Consider the following 13,152-nt stretch of genomic DNA (forward strand, 5'->3'; position numbering starts at 1 on the left):
GCGTGGTCCGAGCTTGGGGATGTATCTGCACCATCACGAAACCTCATCAGCAAGAGCAGCAAAGCGCCACGCGTGATCCGCGATAGCGCTCTTTACCATATCCCAATGATGTGTCGCAACCAGACAGCTAGAGCCGGTCGGGCGCGATCGGCCCCGTGGGTTCAGGCGGCGCTATTTCCCGGCACGACGCGCAGGAACAGGTTGCACGAGAGAATCTCGACATCGAGATGATAGCGATGACGCCTGGGCTGAAGCTGCGAGACGCGAAAGCCGCGTTCGGCGGCACAGCGTTGGGCGTTGGCTAGAACCTGCTGCGCCCATGGCAAGTCATCATCATCTGCGATGACCAGCAAGCTTTCGCCGCGATAATCGGTCGCTTCGAAACCACACCATTGTGCTCACCTCAGGGTGGATTGGTTTAGAAGCAATCATATCTGCCGGACTCGGGAAAGGGATCGAGCACGTTGCACCAGACGGCGTCGAGCACGCCGTCGATCCGTTCCTTTTCAGCAAAGCGTTTGACGGCGCTGACGATGCGCTCGTCGAAATCGAAGACGGTGACCTTCGAGGGGCCAAACGCGAGTATTTCGGGGCGGGATGACTGGCTCGCCGCCTTGCTCATAGATGAGATCATGCAGGCTGTCGGCGTCGTAGGCGCGATCAGCGAGCACTTTGTCGGCTGGGATGCCCCGGATGAGATCGCAAGCGGGAGCCATGTCGTTCTGCTGCCCGGGGCCGAGGAAGAAGCGGATCGGCAGTCCCAGCGCATCGACTACGCATGGACGTTGGTGCCGAACCCCCTCTCGCTCGGCCGAGAGCCTGGGCTTGAGCGCGCCCCCTTTTTACCCGTGCCCGGCGGCTTGAGCCTGAGCGCGGATCACAGTGGCATCGATCGCCAACCACTCTATGTCGGGATCATCCGACACATGGGGTAATCGCGGGAGCGAGTCGTTGAGATGCCTGTGCAAAGGAATTGAACAGGAGGTGGCTGCTCTCCGATAAGATGGAAGTACGGGCTCACGACTGGACGCCGGGCCCAAACATCTAGCGGAGAACAGCCATGGATGAGTATATCGGACTCGACGTTTCGATGAAAGAGACCGCCGTTTCTATCCGTAGTGAGGGCAAGCGGATTTGGCGCGGCAAGTGCGCGTCAAATCCCGCAGCTTTGGCAAAACTTGTTCGCAAGCGGGCGCCCTATGCGAAGCGAGTTGTGTTTGAGACCGGGCCGCTGTCGTATGGTTTTTCCATGCCTTGAAGTCCGAAGGGCTGCCAGCGATCTGTATCGATGTACGGCATGCCAAGGCGGCCCCCGACATGGCGCCGAACAAGACCGATGCTAACGATGCCGACGGGCTGGCACATCTGGCCCAAATCGGCATCGAGGCGCCCCTTATGCGCCCGACCGGGTGATGAGGATCGTCCCGTCGGCCAGCCGGGCGGAATAATTGCCGGCGGTCGCGGGCGCCAGGCCACGGGCATCCAGGCGGCGGCCGGCCTGGCAAGCGCATCCGCTGGATCAGGTAAATCAGGCACGGTGGCGGGCATATCCAGATCTGGAGAAAACCGCGGTTCGGCGCGGCGCCGGTCATCCCTGTCGGACGTCCCGGCTGGACAAGGGCGTTCGATGATCCTTCGATGACAAAGAACCATGGCGACCTTAGCGGGCGGAACGGAGGGCCGCAATCGGTCCTTTCACGACCCGGAGCGCGCGCAGCACGAAACGATCGGCGGCCGCGCGGCCATTCTCCCGTTCCGCCGGGCTCCGGCGACCGTGAAAACAGGCTTGCTCAACGCTTTATGAAATTATCTTGAGTGTCCTGCCGCATCCAGCGTCTAAGGAGAATGGACGGAGGCCAGCTTCATATAGGGATACGGAATGGAATATCGCACATTGGGACGCACCGGGATCGAGGTCAGCCTGATCTGCCTCGGCACCATGACATGGGGCTCGCAGAACAGCGAGGCGGAGGCGCATGAGCAGCTCGACCACGCGGTGGGCCACGGCGTCAACTTCATCGACACGGCGGAGGCCTATCCGGTGACGCCCGTATCCCGCGAGACGCAGTTCCTGACCGAAACCTATATCGGCAACTGGATCGCGGGCCGGAAGCGGCGGGACGACGTCATAGTCGCCACCAAGATCGCAGGTCCCACCCGCGACGCCGTGCGGGAATTTCGCGGCGGCAACAACCGGCTCGACCGGCGCAATGTCGAACAGGCGGTGGAGGACAGCCTGCGCCGACTGCGCACCGACTATATCGATCTTTACCAGGTGCACTGGCCCGACCGGCCGGTACCGTCCTTCGGCGCTCGCGGCCTCACGCGACTGGACGATACGCCCGACACCGTGCCCATAGAGGAAACGCTGGGCGCGCTGGCCGACCTGGTGCGGGCAGGAAAGATCCGCCATTTCGGCGTCTCCAACGAAACCCCCTGGGGCGTGTCCGAATATCTGCGCCTGTCGCGTGAGAAAGAATGGCCGCGCGTCGCATCGATCCAGAATGCCTATAATCTGCTCAACCGCACCTTCGAACATGGGTTGTCGGAATATGCGCTGCGCGAACAGGTGTCGCTGCTCGCCTATTCCCCTCTGGCCGGCGGCAATCTGACGGGAAAATATCTGGGCGGCCGCATTCCGGAGGGTTCGCGCAGGGACGTGAGCCGCCAGTTCGTGCGGTACGACCTGCCCGGACAACCGACCGCCAGCGCGCGCTATGTCGCCATCGCGCAGGCCCATGGCCTGCCCCCGGCGCAACTGGCGCTGGCCTTCGTCAACAGCCGGCCCTTCGTCACGTCGACGATCATCGGCGCCACATCGCTGGAGCAGCTCAAGATGGACCTCGCCAGCGTCGACGTCCGCCTGGATGCAGATGCGCTGGCCGCCATCGAAGCGATCCATCGCGAACTGCCCGATCCCTGCCCCTGATCGCGGGGATCGGCGGCGATCCTTTAGAAGGCGTGCCGACGGCGCGCTATCACCATATTCGTGCAAAATACCCCAAGCGGGGCGCGGCAGGAGCGATTCCGGCCAGGCGTTTCCCGCCATCAGTCCCACGACCCCTGCCGCGCCCGCTCGCGCATCGCCTCCAGGAACAGCCGCACAGCAGGCATTGCCGCGCGCCCGGCGTCGTAGAGCAGGCTCACCGGCACGGGCGGCGGCGCGTGGTCCTCCAGCAGCCGGACGAGCCGCCCGGCCGCGACCGCCTCCGCCGCCTGGTAGCTCAGGACATTGGCCACTCCCACCCCTGCCTCGGCCGCCGCGATCGTGCCGTCGATCGTATTGACGGCCAGGCGGGGAGCGACCTCGACCGTGCTTTCCGCCTTCCCGCCGAAACGCCAGGCGGCGCCGATCCTGATGCCGCTGCCGACGATGCAGCGATGGCCGGCCAGATCGGCCGGCGTCGCCGGAACGCCATGCGCAGCCAGATAGGCAGGGCTGGCCACGATGGTCTGCCGCACCGATCCGATGCTCATCACCCGCAGCGCGCTGTCGGCCAGCGGCCCGATCCGCACGGCCACGTCGATCCCTTCCTCGACGATGCGGACATTGCGGTCGATCAGCATCATGCGCGCGCTCAGCCCGTCATGAGCCGCCAGCAGCGCGCCGATGGCAGGCAGCACATGCAGTCGCCCGAACATCACCGGAGCGGTCACGTAAAGTCGGCCGCGCGGCGCCGACCGGCCGCCCATGACGATCTGCTCGGCCTCCCGCAGGTCGGACATGATCCGCCGCGCCCGGTCCAGAAAGGCCGCACCTTCGTCCGTCAGCGACACCGCGCGGGTGGAGCGGTGGAACAGCGTCACGCCCAGATGCCGCTCCAGCGCGGCGACGGCACGGGTGACGGCAGGCGGGGACATGCCCAGCTTGCGCGCTGCGGCGGCGAAGCCGCGCTGGTCGGCCACCGCGACGAAGGCGGACAGGGCATCGAACCGATCCATTATTCCCCGAACTGAAACAGTGAAAGCCAATCATCGACCATTATCATGCAGCGCGCAATGGCTTAGCTTGCCCGGCATGGCACAGGTCTATCTCCACACCATGTTCGGCAACGGCGCACGCGCCATGCAGGAAGCCGCCGGTTCGCGCGCTTCCTATGCGCGCATGGAGGCGAATGCGGGCGCGGCCGACATGCTCACCGACCGGGAGGCGGACTTCATCGCCGCCCGCGACAGCTTCTACATGGCCAGCGTCAGCGAGGATGGCTGGCCTTACGTCCAGCATCGCGGCGGCCCGGCCGGCTTCCTGCGGCGGATCGGGGACAACCGGATCGGCTTTGCCGATTATCGGGGCAACCGCCAATATCTCTCGGCCGCGAACCTCGCCGCCGACGACCGGGTGTCCCTGTTCCTGATGGACTATCCCAACCGCCGCCGCCTGAAGCTGATCGGCCATGCCCATGGCAGCGACGATCCGGCGACCATCGCGGCGCTGATGACGCCCGGCTATGGCGCCGAACCTGAGCGCGCCTTCCTGATCGATGTCGTGGGCTTCGACTGGAACTGTCCGCAACATATCACCCCGCGCTTCACGCAGAAGGAGATCGAGCGCCTCACCGCGCCCCTGGTGGACGAGCTCGACCGGCTTCGCGCACGCATTGCCGAACTGGAAGGATAGAAATCATGAAAGACAAACTCACGCGCGGCGTCCATCATGTCGGGCTGACGGTGCCCGATCTCGACCAGGCGCGGGCCTTCTTCTGCGGCCTGCTCGGCTTCGACGAGGTGGGCGGCGTTCCCGATTATCCCTCCATCTTCCTGTCGGACGGCGCGATCCTCCTCACCCTCTGGCGCGCCGCCGATCCGCTGAGCGCCCGGGCCTTCGACCGGCGGGCCAATATCGGGCTGCACCATCTCTCGCTCGCGGTGGCCGACGATGCAGCGCTGGACACCGCGTGGGAGAAGGTGCGCGCCCATCCGGAGGTGGTGGTCGACGCCCCGCCCGGCCCGATCCGCGCCGGATCGGCCACCCGGCACTTCCTGGTCTTCATTCCCGGGGGCATCCGCCTGGAATTCGCCACGCCCTTTTCCTGAACCGCCATCCTCCGACGTGCAAAGGGCTCCGGAGCATGCATGCTCCGGAGCCCTTCCCATGCGACCCGGCGAAGGGATTACATGCGGATGCGCAGGCCCACCGAAACCATGCGCCCGATCGGGTTCGACACGAAGCCGTTATAGCCCCATGCGCCGCCCAATATGCCGTTGGTGTTGCCGTTGTAGAAGGGCGGGTTCTTGTCGAAGATGTTCTGGGCGTCGACATAGATCTGCCATCCCCGGGCGAAGCTTTCACCCTGAAATTCATATTGCAGGTGCAGGTCGAACGTATCGTTGGCCTTGACCTTGTCGCCGCCGCCGATCGGGTTGCCGATCGAATTGACGATGATCGGTTCCACCGTCGTGCTGATCCAGTTGCGGTAGGAACCCGTATGGTTCCAGAACAGATCGGCGGACAGTCCATCCTTGGCCCAGCCCAGTTGTGCGCGGTTCTTGAACCGCACCGACGGGAAGGTGGTGTTGTAACCGGAAGTGTTGAGGATGCTGAAGTCCGTGCCGCCGCCGAAATTCTGCCGGAACTTCGTGAAGTAGGTGAAGCCCGTGCCGATCACGAAGCTGCCCAGTTCACCGATCTCCGTGCGATAGTTGAACTGCCCGTCGATCCCCTCCACCGTCAGGTTGAGCGCATTGCGGCTGCTCTGGTCGATCAGGAAATAGACTTGCGGCGGGATCGCGCCCGACACCGTCGCGCCATTGGCGATATTGGCGAACTCGTCGATCTGCGCCTGCGAACAGGTCTGCGGACAGATGGTCAGCAGGTTGCGCAGCCCCGCCGAGTTCACGATGGCGCTGGGGCTGGGAGAGGAGACGCCGCCGATGAACTTGTTGTGGAAATAGGTGAAGGCGGCGGTGAAGCCGGGCAGGAAGCGCGGCGCCAGGTCGATGCCCGCCGACCAGCTGCGGCCCTTTTGCGGGGTCATGTTGGAAAAGCCGCCGCCAAGCTGGCGCCGCATGCCCTGGATCGCCGGCGTGCCGATGGTGCAGGTGGTCGCATTGCACTGCACGCCGGGGATGTTCGCCACATCGGGATAGTTGGCGATGGGCACGGCGATCTGCGTGCCGTTCACGCCGACGCTGCCGGATGCGTAGAGATAGCCCTGCGTCGGATCGCCGATCACCGCGGTCGGCGGCGCCACGAAGGCGCGGGAATAGTTGCCGCGCAGCTTGACGCCCTCCACCGGCTCCCAGTTCGCGGCGAACTTCGGATTGGTGGTCGATCCCACGTCGCTATAGCTGTCGTAGCGGCCGGAGATGCTGAGGTCGAAACTGTGGACCAGCGGAATGCCCATATCCGGTGAAACGACCGGAATATAGAGTTCGGCGTAAAGCGACTTCACGTCGCGCTTGTAGTTATAGACGCGGAAGTTCGAACCGGTCGTGGTCGGGCCGGTATTGTTGGAGCCCGTGATCTTCTGGGTCTGTTCATACCAGAGATATTCGCCGCCGACCGCGATCTTGAGCTTGCCCGCGGGAAGATTGAACAGCGACCCGTTGAGGTCGAGCTTCATCTGGTTGAAGGTGTTGTAGTTCGTATTTTCGCTATTGTTGCGATAGAGCGAGCGGATGACCGCTTCGGAAGTCCGGTTGGTGCCGTCGAAGGGCCGCCAGACGTCCAGCGCGTTCGCCGCCGTCAGCGGCAGGTTGAGCGCGATGACGTTCTGGCCCGGAATGTCGGTCGCCGTGGTGCTGCCGCTCAACTGCGCGGTGCCGTTCAGCGCCAGCAGGGCGCAGGCGGAACAGAAGCCGTTGACGGTGTTGAGCGCCGAGCGGTTCCAGCCGAAGGCGTCGCTGAAGGTCAGCGTCCAGTCGTCATTGACATGATATTCCGCGACGGCGGTCGAATAGATCGAATCCGACTGGGATTCCTGTTCGCCATAATCCGCGTCGGGCAGCAGGGCGAGCCATGTGACCGTCTGCTGCGTGGCGCCGGGCGCGCCCGCGGGCGCCTGGTAGAAGGGGTTGATCTGGCCGCCCCGGCCCGATCCGGGACCGAATACGGTGGCGTTGGTCAGGCCGCCGGGTCCGGACGCATTATGCGTTTCCTGGCGGTTATAGTTCATCATCGCGGTGACGGTGAACTTGTCCGAAAAATCGTTCGTGACCTTGATCATCGCATTCGCGCGGAACTGCGAAGGCAGAAGATTGGCGTAGACCGAATTGTTGCAGGGCGCGTTCGCCTGAATATTGGGAACTGTCGTCGTCGCGCCGGGCGAAAGGAAGACGCCGCTGACCCCCGGCGCGATGATCGTCGCGGGGCTGCACTGATAGCTGTTGGTGTTGGTGCCGCCGACCGGACGATAATCGCCCAGGCTGGAAAAGCGGCGGTCCCTGTTCTTCAGTTCCGACTGGTCGGAATAGGAGCCCGCGACATAGACGCCGCCCGTGTCCCACTTCTTGCCCCAGATGAAGTTGAAGTTGGTATTGTGATAGCTGTCGGCAAAACCCGCCTGCGCATTCGCCTCGAACCCGTCGAAGGTCCGCCGGGTGATGAAGTTGACCACGCCCGCGACCGCGTCCGACCCGTAAACGGACGATGCGCCGTCGGCCAGCACCTCGACCCGCTGGATCGCGCTGACCGGGATGATGTTGGGGTCGGTCTGGGCGAACTGCGTGCCGCCGCCGGGCAGGCGCAGGCCGTCAAGGATCACCAGCGTGGTGTTGGACGACGATCCCGCAAGGCTGTGGATCTGCGGCGAATAATAGGAATAGGCATTCTCGCCCTGCGCGACCGAACCGGCCGTGGAAATGGACGGCACGGTGTTGACGAGTTGCGACACGTTGACGGGCGCGGTCTTCTCGATCGTATCCTGGCCCACCGAAATCAGGTTGGACCCGACGGGCGCCACGCCCCGAATGGCGGAACCGGTGACGACGATGTCGCTATCCGTTACCGACTGGCTGTTCTGGGGCGGCGGCGCGATCGTCGCATTGTCCTGGGCCAGCACGGGCTGGCCGGCCACCATCACCGCCGTGATCGCGATCAGCGAACTGTTCAATCGTGCAGGCAGATATTCTCCCAACATGGCTCTCTCCCTCATTATCATATACTATAGGATTTTTATGCGAGTTTATGGCTGTCCGGAGGCTGAAAGTCTCCGGATTCCGGGGTATTTGGCGATGGCCCCCCAAGGGGCGCGGTTCAGTGCGGCTGGAAGCTGTGCAAGCCGCGGGGATAAGGGTTGATCGCGACGCGCGTGGCCATCTGCCCCGGCTGCCCGCCGAAGCTGGCGCGATGCCACCGGCCCTGGGCGGCGGTCACGACGTCGCCGGGCGACGCGGTGAAGAACGGTACGCCTTCGATCTGGTAATCGACATTGCCTTCCATGATGAACCAGAATTCATCATAGCCGAAGTGGAAATGGCCAAGATCGCTGGTCGGCGGAGTCTTGATGCCCTTTCCGCGAATATTGTTCACGAACAGATGATCGCCGGCAATGAAGGCGCCGGCTCTTTGCCCGCCGGTCACCACATCCTTGTAATAATCGAGATAAGGCCGGTCGGCGGCGCCATAATGCCCGTCGCCGCCCATCAACGCGGCCTTCACATAGGTGAAGCCCGGCACGTCCCTGGGCTTGTCCGGCCTGGTCGCGGCGGGATAGAGCGGCACGTCGTCCGCGCCGTGCACCTCCAGCCACAGCGCCGGCTCGTCGCCCACGCTTTCCAGGGTGAAAGGCAGGCGGAAGGGAATATTGACCTCTCCGCCCTTGACCGCGACGAAGGGTTCCTGCCCCTTGATGCTGACCCGAAGCTGCCCGCCCCAGACGATGAGGGCGGTCGCATTGTCGGCATACATCAGCGGTTCGGTGCGCTGCCCGGCCGCCATCTGGTGCCAGTCCGCCTCCAGATCGCGGTTGCGGACGATGGCGTGCGTCCAGCTTTTCTGGCCCTTGTGCGCGGCAAGGATGTCGGCGAGCTTCCACCAGGGACGATTGGGCGCGTCATAGGCGCGCGGCGGCGTCCGCTTGGGCGACCAGGCATTTTCCATGGGCGGGCGGGCGGGCGGCGCAGACGGTGCCGGCGCAGATGTCTGGGCCGACGCCCCCAGGATGAGCAGGGCGGGCGAACACAGATAGAATGCGGCCTTTATGATTGCCATCAATCCTCCCCTTGAGCAGACTTTTGCGTCTTGCATTTGATCATATAGGATATGATGTTAGAGCATTAGTCAAACAAATTATGACATGAAAAGAGGAGAAGGGCGTGAAACACATCTGGAAACTGGCCGTGATCGGCGGGATTGCGTTGTTTCCGCAATGTGTCGCGCTGGCGCAGGAAGATGGCTGCGCGCGTCTGGACGACCCGTCGGAACGCCTGGCCTGCTATGATCGCCGGTCTGGCCGGGCCGCGCAGGACAGCCGCCCGATTCCCGTCCCCGCGCCGCCCGCCGCGGCATCGGCGGCTGCGATCAACAGCTATCAGGACCGTCGCGACGCCCTCAAGAGCCGCACGGATTTCGACAGCCGCTTGAAGGCGGCGATCCCGTTGCGGCACGGCTATCACCGGCTGGAGCTGGAGGACGGCACCGCCTACGACACGACGACCGTCGCGCCGCCGCCGCCCGTCGGGGCGGTGATCCATGTCCGCCGCACGCCGTTCGGCACCACCTTCTTCGACATGGAAGGGCGCAAGCCCTTCACCGTCAGGCTGTCGCGCCGCCAATAGGCGTCCGGGCGCCCTCCCCGGCCGGCTGCTCCAGCAGCCGGTTCGGGTCCACGATCACCCAGGCGAGCACGCCCGCCAGCACCACGGCGGCCCCCGCGATGAAGGCGGCGGTCCAGCCGAATTGCGCGGCGATCATCGGCGTCAGGGTGGAGGTCAGCGCCCCGCCGATCTGGCACCCCATGTTCATGAAGCCGGACACGACGCCGCTATGCGGGCCCGCTATGTCCGCCGTCACCGACCAGAAGGAGCTTTGCGAGAGGTAGATCGCCCCCGCCCCCCCGGCCAGGATCAGCACCGCGAGCCACGCATTGTCCACCATCGATCCGCTGGCGAGGAACAGGCCGGTCAGCACGAAGGAGAGCACCCCCAGCCCGGAGCGTCCCCAATAAAGGCCGTAGCGCGCCGACACCCGGTCGTTGATGACCCCGCCCAGCAGGCAGCCGAAGGTCATGCACAGGAAGGGCAGCATGGAGAAGACAGCGCTGGATTTGACATCCAGATGCCGCGCTTCGGCAAGATAGATGAAGAACCAGCTGAAGAAGATCCAGATCACATATCCGAAGGCGAAATAACTGACGAACAGGCCCCAGACATTGCGGCTGGAAAATATGGCGCCCCAGGGAATGGGTCCGGCCGACGCCGTTTTGGCCGGGGGCAGGCCCGCCTCGATATGCGCGAGTTCGGCCGCGTTCACCGACGGATGCTCCTGCGGCCGGTCCCGCGCGAGCCAGAACCAGACGGCGGCGGCGGCAAGGCCCATTGCCGCGCAGGCATAGAAGGATGCGCGCCAGCCGCCCCACAGGATGATCGCGGTGATCAGCGGCGGCGTGATGCCGGAGCCGGCGCCCACTCCGGCGAAGATCCACCCGTTCGCCTTGCCGCGCTCCTGCGCCGGTATCCAGCGCGACAGGAACTGGTTGCCGCACGGATAGACGACCGACTCGCCGATGCCGAGCGCGAAGCGGGTCAGCGCCAGCAGCAGCAGCGCGGCGCTGCCCTCCGGATGGATGAGCGCCGTCGCCGCGGTGAACACGCCCCACCAGAGCAGCGCGCCGGTCAGCACGATGCGGGGACCGTAGCGCGCAGCGAGCCAGCCCGCCGGCACCTGGAACAGCGCATAGCCGATCAGGAAGGCGCTGAAGACCCAGCCCAGCTGCACCTGGTCGATGGCATATTCCTTCCGCATCTCCACCCCCGCGACGGAGATGTTGGTGCGGTCGAGAAAAGCGATCGCACTGATGATGAACAACAGGAAGATCAGGCCCAGCCTGACCCTGGACCGCGCGGCTCCATTCATAACCATCCCTCCCGCTTGGCTTCTGCGCCAAACAATATACTATATGATTCGTGATAAGATGATGTATGTCGGCATAAGCAGGCAAGAGCAAGCATTGGAGAGGGGAAGATGGGCATGGGCACGCCGCGCATGGCGCTGGTCGCAGCGCTGATGGCCTTTGGCGGAACGGCCATGGCGCAGGGCGCGCCGCCGCTGGCGCAACGCATCGGCCACAGCGATCCGGACAAAATGCGGGGTGCGAACGGCGTCCATGGCGGTGCGGGATCGATGAAGTTCGGGCCGCTGCTCGGCACCAATGCGCTCAGCACCAACCTCATCTTCGTCCATCGCGGGACGATCGCGCCGAAAAGCGGCATCGGCCAGCATTTCCACAATGATTGCGAGGAGATGTTCATCATCCTCGACGGCGAGGCGGAGTTCACCATCGACGGCCGCACCTCGCGCCTGGCCGGGCCTGCCGGCGTGCCCGACCGCAAGGGGCATGCCCATGGCATCTACAATCCGACCGACAGGCCGCTGCAATGGCTGAACATCAATGTCGGCATGACCAAGAGCTATGACAATTTCGATCTGGGCGACCCGCGCACCGATGCGACGCTCGATCCCGTGCCGCAGTTCATCAGCATGCGGCTGGACCGCGCCCTCCTGAAGCCGGCGGCGGCTGCCTTGCCCGATGCGACCGGCGGCGTCCTCTTTCGCCGCGCGCTGGGACCGGCGGTCTTTTCGACGCCCTGGTCCTATGTCGATCATGTCCTGCTGCCCGCAAATGCGGCGCTCGGCCGCCGGGTGCAGGCGGATATGAGCGAGGTCTATTATGTGATCTCCGGCACGGGCGAAGTAACGCTGGACGGGGAAACCGCACCGATCAGCGCGGGCGACGCCGTGCCCGTCGACCTTGGCGAGGCGCGGGCGATCCGCCAGACGGGGGCGCAGCCGCTCGAACTGATGGTGATCGGCGTGGCGCGCGATCTGGCGGCGAAGGCCCGCTACCGCGCCGAAGCCGAAGCGCGCATCCAACCGCGGCGGTAACATCGCGCCGATCCTCCCGCGTCCCTCCTTTCGATCATCCAAGAAGGAACCAAAGCCATGTCATCCCGCCTTCGCGCCGCCCTGCTTGCCGCTGCGCTCTGCCCCCTGACCGCGCCATTGCTGGCGCAGGAACCCGCCGCACCGGCCGCCGCGCCATCCTTCGAGCGGCTGGACCCGGCGCTCGACGCGATCATAGCGCCGGGCACGCCGATCGAGCGGGTGGCGACCGGCTTCGGCTTTACGGAGGGGCCGCTATGGCATGAGGGCCGGCTCTGGTTCTCCGACGTCACCGGGGACAGGATGCGGGCCGTCAGCCCGGATGGAAAGGTGGAGGAACTGGTGGCCAATTCAGGCGGCCTGCCCAATCCCCCGGCGGGCGCCAGCATCGGCTCCAACGGCATGGCCCCCGCCCCCGACGGCACGGTGCTGATGACGCAGATGGGCGCTCGCCGCATCGTCAGGGTCGGCAAGGACGGCAGCCTGCAACCCTTCCTGTCGGAATATCAGGGCAAGCGGCTGAACAGCCCCAACGACCTCGTCTACGACAAGAGCGGCGCGCTCTGGTTCACCGATCCGCCCTTCGGCCTGTTCAACGGCATGGACAAGGACCCGGCCAAGGAACTGCCCTTCAACGCCGTGTTCCGCTATGCCGACGGCAGGCTGACGCCGGTCATCACCGACATGACGCTGCCCAACGGCATCGGTTTCTCCCCCGATTTCAAGACCCTCTATGTCGGCAATTACGGCCCCGAAATGTATATCCGCGCCTATGATGTGCGCCCGGACGGCAGCCTGTCCGCGCCGCGCGAGCTGATCCGCTTCCCCGGCGGTCGCGGCGGTCCGGACGGGCTGAAGGTCGACACGGCCGGCAATATCTGGATGACGGGCCCGGGCGGCATCCGCATCGTCACGCCGCAGGGCAAGGTGCTGGGGCAGATCAGGCTGCCGGAAACCGCGGCCAATCTGGCCTTCGCGGAGGATGGGCACATGGTCTATATCACCGGCAGCACCAGCATCTATCGCCTGCGCAGCAAGGTGAAGGGAATGCTGCCGCTCTACGCCGGGGGTCAATGAAGGGCAGCGGGCGGCGACGCGCCGCCCGCTTTGGC

Annotated in this window: 13 protein-coding genes and 2 pseudogenes; 7 read left to right on the forward strand and 8 right to left on the reverse strand. The window is 64.9% G+C overall.

Annotated features, from left to right (window positions below):
- Nucleotides 1–161: 161 nt before the first annotated feature.
- The 3 genes and pseudogenes from EWH10_RS16065 to EWH10_RS16070 all read right to left on the reverse strand — a co-directional run.
- Nucleotides 162–353, reverse strand: a complete 192-nt coding sequence (locus tag EWH10_RS16065; RefSeq protein ID WP_065846305.1) for a hypothetical protein — start codon at nucleotides 351–353, stop codon at nucleotides 162–164.
- Between the two features lie 65 nt (nucleotides 354–418).
- Nucleotides 419–622, reverse strand: coding sequence for a bis-aminopropyl spermidine synthase family protein (locus EWH10_RS21800; protein ID WP_053085689.1), 204 nt, complete (start codon nucleotides 620–622; stop codon nucleotides 419–421).
- Nucleotides 543–926: pseudogene (locus tag EWH10_RS16070) on the reverse strand (transposase); the annotation flags it as partial. The pseudogene EWH10_RS16070 and the gene EWH10_RS21800, both read right to left, overlap by 80 nt.
- A gap of 134 nt (nucleotides 927–1,060) precedes the next feature.
- Between EWH10_RS16070 and EWH10_RS16075 the strand changes: the two are divergent.
- Nucleotides 1,061–1,380, forward strand: a pseudogene (locus EWH10_RS16075) (IS110 family transposase); the annotation flags it as partial.
- A 13-nt stretch (nucleotides 1,381–1,393) separates the two neighbouring features.
- Here EWH10_RS16075 and EWH10_RS16080 read toward each other — a convergent pair.
- Nucleotides 1,394–1,486 (reverse strand): class II aldolase/adducin family protein, encoded by a 93-nt coding sequence (locus EWH10_RS16080; protein WP_371873093.1) that lies wholly within the window; start codon nucleotides 1,484–1,486, stop codon nucleotides 1,394–1,396.
- 393 nt (nucleotides 1,487–1,879) lie between these two features.
- On the opposite strand from EWH10_RS16080, the gene EWH10_RS16085 reads away from it, so the two are divergent.
- Nucleotides 1,880–2,929: an NADP(H)-dependent aldo-keto reductase gene (locus EWH10_RS16085; protein ID WP_065846307.1), complete on the forward strand. Its 1,050-nt coding sequence runs from the start codon at nucleotides 1,880–1,882 to the stop codon at nucleotides 2,927–2,929.
- Nucleotides 2,930–3,048: 119 nt separating this feature from the next.
- On the opposite strand, the gene EWH10_RS16090 is transcribed toward EWH10_RS16085, so the two are convergent.
- Nucleotides 3,049–3,942 carry a LysR family transcriptional regulator gene (locus EWH10_RS16090; protein ID WP_065846308.1) on the reverse strand — a complete coding sequence of 298 codons (894 nt, stop codon included), beginning with the start codon at nucleotides 3,940–3,942 and terminating at the stop codon, nucleotides 3,049–3,051.
- Nucleotides 3,943–4,018: 76 nt separating this feature from the next.
- Here EWH10_RS16090 and EWH10_RS16095 point away from each other — a divergent pair, with 76 nt between their 5' ends.
- Nucleotides 4,019–4,618 (forward strand): pyridoxamine 5'-phosphate oxidase family protein, encoded by a 600-nt coding sequence (locus tag EWH10_RS16095; RefSeq protein ID WP_025550667.1) that lies wholly within the window; start codon nucleotides 4,019–4,021, stop codon nucleotides 4,616–4,618.
- 5 nt (nucleotides 4,619–4,623) lie between these two features.
- Nucleotides 4,624–5,034: a VOC family protein gene (locus EWH10_RS16100; RefSeq protein ID WP_048576748.1), complete on the forward strand. Its 411-nt coding sequence runs from the start codon at nucleotides 4,624–4,626 to the stop codon at nucleotides 5,032–5,034.
- 77 nt (nucleotides 5,035–5,111) lie between these two features.
- Here the strand turns inward: EWH10_RS16100 and EWH10_RS16105 are convergent, their stop codons facing one another.
- Together EWH10_RS16105 and EWH10_RS16110 are read right to left on the reverse strand one after the other, a co-directional pair.
- Entirely contained in the window at nucleotides 5,112–8,078 is a 2,967-nt protein-coding gene (locus EWH10_RS16105; RefSeq protein WP_065846309.1) for a TonB-dependent receptor domain-containing protein, read from the reverse strand.
- A 116-nt stretch (nucleotides 8,079–8,194) separates the two neighbouring features.
- Entirely contained in the window at nucleotides 8,195–9,151 is a 957-nt protein-coding gene (locus tag EWH10_RS16110; RefSeq protein WP_065846310.1) for a cupin domain-containing protein, read from the reverse strand.
- A gap of 104 nt (nucleotides 9,152–9,255) precedes the next feature.
- Between EWH10_RS16110 and EWH10_RS16115 the strand changes: the two genes are divergently transcribed.
- On the forward strand, nucleotides 9,256–9,717 hold the full coding sequence (locus EWH10_RS16115; protein ID WP_025548688.1) for a hypothetical protein: 462 nt from the start codon (nucleotides 9,256–9,258) through the stop codon (nucleotides 9,715–9,717).
- Here EWH10_RS16115 and EWH10_RS16120 read toward each other — a convergent pair.
- Nucleotides 9,695–11,014 (reverse strand): MFS transporter, encoded by a 1,320-nt coding sequence (locus EWH10_RS16120; RefSeq protein WP_065846311.1) that lies wholly within the window; start codon nucleotides 11,012–11,014, stop codon nucleotides 9,695–9,697. The two genes, EWH10_RS16115 and EWH10_RS16120, sit on opposite strands and share 23 nt — an antisense overlap.
- A gap of 114 nt (nucleotides 11,015–11,128) precedes the next feature.
- Between EWH10_RS16120 and EWH10_RS16125 the strand changes: the two genes are divergently transcribed.
- Nucleotides 11,129–12,043: a cupin domain-containing protein gene (locus EWH10_RS16125; RefSeq protein WP_229742675.1), complete on the forward strand. Its 915-nt coding sequence runs from the start codon at nucleotides 11,129–11,131 to the stop codon at nucleotides 12,041–12,043.
- 57 nt (nucleotides 12,044–12,100) lie between these two features.
- A complete protein-coding gene (locus tag EWH10_RS16130) occupies nucleotides 12,101–13,117 on the forward strand; it encodes an SMP-30/gluconolactonase/LRE family protein (RefSeq protein ID WP_025548693.1) in 1,017 nt (338 codons plus the stop codon).
- The last annotated feature ends 35 nt before the right edge of the window (nucleotides 13,118–13,152 follow it).

The organism is Sphingobium fuliginis (assembly GCF_004152845.1).
In the GTDB taxonomy this organism is placed as follows: Bacteria; Pseudomonadota; Alphaproteobacteria; order Sphingomonadales; family Sphingomonadaceae; genus Sphingobium; species Sphingobium fuliginis.